Source organism: Desertihabitans aurantiacus (assembly GCF_003344635.1).
Classification (GTDB): domain Bacteria; phylum Actinomycetota; class Actinomycetes; order Propionibacteriales; family Propionibacteriaceae; genus Desertihabitans; species Desertihabitans aurantiacus.
This window is the reverse complement of the sequence record NZ_QPKK01000294.1, coordinates 1-4342: the sequence shown is the minus strand read 5'-3', so window position 1 is coordinate 4342 and position 4342 is coordinate 1. Positions and strand designations below refer to the sequence as shown.

Annotated in this window: 3 protein-coding genes; 2 read left to right on the top strand and 1 reads right to left on the bottom strand. The window is 72.5% G+C overall.

What is annotated here, in order from left to right:
• Window positions 1–1259: MFS transporter (locus DVA66_RS17545; RefSeq protein WP_198671902.1), on the bottom strand; the 1259-nt coding region annotated here is incomplete at its 3' end.
• A gap of 49 nt (window positions 1260–1308) precedes the next feature.
• Between DVA66_RS17545 and DVA66_RS17540 the strand changes: the two genes are divergently transcribed.
• Window positions 1309–1896 carry an LURP-one-related/scramblase family protein gene (locus tag DVA66_RS17540; protein ID WP_232822043.1) on the top strand — a complete coding sequence of 196 codons (588 nt, stop codon included), beginning with the start codon at window positions 1309–1311 and terminating at the stop codon, window positions 1894–1896.
• A gap of 397 nt (window positions 1897–2293) precedes the next feature.
• Window positions 2294–4342 (top strand): isoleucine--tRNA ligase (ileS, locus tag DVA66_RS17535; RefSeq protein WP_114561213.1); only part of this gene is annotated, 2049 nt, incomplete at its 3' end.

Sequence of the window (4342 nt, the reverse complement as noted above, 5' to 3'; positions counted from 1 at the left end):
GGTGCCGTGCGGGCGGTGAGGACGACGACGAGCAGCGCCGCCAGCGCCACCCCGCCGAGCAGGTTGACCGAGGGGTAGCCGCCCACCGCCAGCACCGGCCCGGCCAGCGCGGCCAGCGCGGCGGCACCCAGGCTCATCGCCGAGTCGACCGCTCCCTGCAGCCGCACCCCGCCGGCCGCCGGGCTCGCGGCCGCCAGCAGCGCGGACCCGCCGATCAGGCAGGCCGACCAGCCGAGCCCGAGCAGGCAGAGCGCGACGGCCAGCCACCACGGACCGCCGGAGGCGTCGTGACCCTGCGGGGAGAACGCGCCGCCGAGGAAGGCCAGGACGAACAACCCAGCCCCGCCCAGCACCACCGGCAGCGGGCCGAAGCGGTCGGTCAGCCAGCCGAAGACCGGGCTGGCGGCGTACATGCCGAGGATGTGGATGCTGATGACGAGGCCGACCAGGGTGAGCGACATGCCCTGGTGGTTCATGTGCACCGGCGTCATCACCATCACCGAGACCATCATCGCGTGGCCGGTCACGACCGCCACCACCCCGATCCGCAGGGACGGTTCGCGCAGGGCGCCGGCCAGCAGCCGGAGCGCGGACACCCGCGGCAGGTCCGGCCCGTCCGTCGCCGGGACCGGGCGGCGGGCGGGGAAGCCGAGACCCAGCACCATCGCTGCGGCCAGGAACACCAGCAGCGACAGCAGGAACGGACCGGCCAGCGCCGGCAGACCGAGCCTGATGCCCAGGTCGTCGCCCGGCTCGGACAGGTTCGGCCCGATCACCGCCCCGACGGTGGTCGACCACACCACCACCGACAGGGTGCGGGCCCGCCGCTCCGGCACCGCGAGCTCGGCCGCCGCGTAACGGGACTGCAGTCCGACGGCGGTGGCCGAACCGAACAGCAGCATCCCCAGCACCATCAGCGCCAGCCAGCCCAGCACCGCCGCACCCAGCACGCACAGCGCCCCGAGCGCCGCAGCCCCGGCGCCGACTCCCAGCCCCACCCGCCGTCCGGCCCGGGAGGCCAGCTCGGCCAGCGGCACCGAGGTCAGCCCGGCGCCCACGATGGAGGCGGTCTGGGCGATCCCGGCGGCTGAGGCCGTCCCGGCCAGCTGTTCGGCGAGCACCCCGCCGACCGCGATGCCCGAGGCCACCCCGACTCCGGTCAGCAGCTGGGCCAGGACGAGGACGGTGACACCGCGAGCGGCATCCGGCACGGGCGCGGGTGCGGTGGTCGCAGAGACGGCGGGCTGGGCGTCGGGCACGCCGTCATTCTGGCGGCCTGGACCCCCACCGGGGCTAGCATCCCGGCTCGTGACGACTCCTCCCGTGCCGCCCACCGCCCTCGAGCGCTTCGCCCTCAAGCAGAAGCTGGCGATGCTCACCAACCGCTTCGAGGTCCGCGCCGGCGACGGCGACGGACCGGTGCTGGCGATGGCCCAGCAGAAGCGGATGGCGATGCGGGAGCAGGTCACCTTCTTCGCCGACGAGCAGCAGCGGGTGCCGCTGTTCGGCTTCAAGGCCCGCGGGATCATGGACCTCGGCACCACCTACGACGTCACCGACGCCATCGGCCAGCCGATCGGCTGGTTCCGCAAGGACTTCGGCGCCAGCCTGCTGCGCTCCACCTTCCACGTGGGCGTGCCGCAGCAGGGGCTGGAGGGATCGGGCCAGGAGCGCAGCCAGCTGGTGGCCGTGCTGCGCCGCTTCACCGACTTCGGCTGGCCCGTCCACTTCGACTTCGCCGCCGCCGGAGGCGTCCCGATCATGACCATCGAGCGCCGCTGGAGCCTGCGCGACGCCTACCAGGTCGAGCTCCCCGCCGCCCCGAACGGCGCCCGGATGGACTGGCGGGTCGCCGCCTGCCTCGCCGTCGGCTGCGACGTCCTGCTGGAGCGCTGACCGCACCGTCGCGCAGCGTTCGCCCGGGCCGGCCGATGTCGCCGGGTGGCGGCACACACCCTCGTCGGGCGGCACCCATGCTGCAGCGTGTGTGCCGTGCCACCAACGTGTGTGAGGGGCGATGGGCTCGGCCGGGAGCAGGCAGTTCCCGTCCCCGCCGTGGTGCACGTAGGATGGGCGCTACAGGCGTCTGAGCCGTCATCAGCGGCGAGCCTCCGGAAGAACAGGGCCCTGCCGGCCCCCAGTAGAACCGGACGGGTGGGCCCGTCACAGCCGTCACGAGCGGTCGCCCCTGCGCCGATGGATCGGGGGCGGCAAGCGAGGTGGTACCGCGAGCACCGGCACGACGCCGGGGCCTCGTCCTCGCACCGAGGAACGACGCAGGAGTGCCACCGCCATGAGCGAGACCACCGCGGCCCCGACCGGCTACCGCCCGGTGCCGGCGCAGATCGACCTGCCCGCGATGGAGCACGAGGTCCTCGAGCGCTGGAAGAGCGAGCAGACCTTCCGCCGCACCCTCGACCAGACCCGCGGACGCCCGTCCTGGACCTTCTACGAGGGCCCGCCCACCGCCAACGGCACCCCCGGCACCCACCACATCGAGGCCCGGGTGTTCAAGGACGTCTTCCCCCGCTTCAAGACCATGCAGGGCTTCCACGTCGAGCGGAAGGGCGGCTGGGACTGCCACGGCCTGCCGGTCGAGCTCGCGGTGGAGAGGGAGCTCGGGCTCAACGGCAAGCCCGACATCGAGACCTACGGCATCGAGGCCTTCAACGCGCGCTGCCGCGAGGCCGTGATGCGCAACGTCGACCTGTTCACCCAGCTCACCGACCGGATGGGCTACTGGGTCGACACCGACCACCCCTACCGGACCATGGACGCCTCCTACGTGGAGTCGGTGTGGTGGGCGCTCAAGCAGATCTTCGAGAAGGGGCTGCTGGTCGAGGACTACCGGGTCGCTCCGTACTGCCCGCGCTGCGGCACCGGGCTGAGCGACCACGAGCTGGCCCAGGGCTACGAGACCGTCGTCGACCCCTCGGTCTACGTCCGGCTGCCGCTCACCAGCGGTCCGCTGGCCGGCGAGGCCGACCTGCTGATCTGGACCACCACGCCCTGGACGCTGCCCTCCAACGCCCTGGTCGCGGCCAAGGACGACGTCAGCTACGTCGTCGCCCGTCCCACCGGCGTCCCACCCGAGCACGGGCACGACAAGCCCGTGGTGGTGGCCGAGACGCTGCTGCAGCACGCCCTCGGCGAGGGCTGGGAGGCCGACGGCGAGCACCGCTTCACCGGCGCGGAGATGCTGGGCTGGCGCTACACCCGCCCCTTCGACGTCGTGGAGTGGACCGGCGACGCGCACTTCGTCGTCACCGAGGACTACGTCACCACCGACGACGGCACCGGGCTCGTGCACCAGGCCACCGTGTTCGGCGCCGACGACTTCGACTCGGTGCGCCGCAACGGGGTCGAGCTGGTCAACCCGATCGACACCCGCGGCCGCTTCGTGCCCGAGACCGGGCTGGTCGGCGGGATGTACTTCCGCGAGGCCAACGAGACGCTGATCAACGACCTCGGCGCGCGCGGGCTGCTGTTCCGCCACCTCGACTACGAGCACTCCTACCCGCACTGCTGGCGCTGCCACAGCGCGCTGATGTACTACGCGCTGCCGTCGTGGTACATCCGCACCACCCAGGCCAAGGACGCGCTGCTGCGCGAGAACGAGCGCACCACCTGGCACCCGGAGTCGATCAAGTGGGGCCGCTACGGCGACTGGCTGCACAACAACATCGACTGGGCGCTCTCGCGCAGCCGCTACTGGGGCACGCCGCTGCCGATCTGGCGCAACGACGCCGACCCCAGCCAGCTGCGCGTCGTCGGCTCGCTGGCCGAGCTGTCGGAGCTGGCCGGGCGCGACCTGTCCGACCTCGACCCGCACCGGCCGTTCATCGACGACGTCACCTTCACCGTGGACGGCGTGGAGGGCACCTTCCGCCGGGTTCCGGAGGTGATCGACGCCTGGTTCGACTCCGGGTCGATGCCCTTCGCCCAGCACGGGTACCCGCACCTGCCCGGCTCGGTGGAGGCCTTCGAGCAGGCCTACCCGGCCGACTTCATCGCCGAGGCGATCGACCAGACCCGCGGCTGGTTCTACACGCTGATGGCGGTCGGCACGCTGGTCTTCGACCGCAACAGCTACAAGGACGTCGTCTGCCTGGGCCACATCCTGGCCGAGGACGGCCGCAAGATGAGCAAGCACCTGGGCAACATCCTCGAGCCGATCCCGCTGATGGACACCCACGGCGCGGACGCGGTGCGCTGGTTCATGGCCGCCGGCGGCTCGCCCTGGGCCGCGCGCCGGGTGGGTCACCAGACCATCGGCGAGACCGTCCGCAAGGTGCTGCTGACGTACTGGAACTCCGTCTCCTTCCAGGCGCTCTACGCCCGC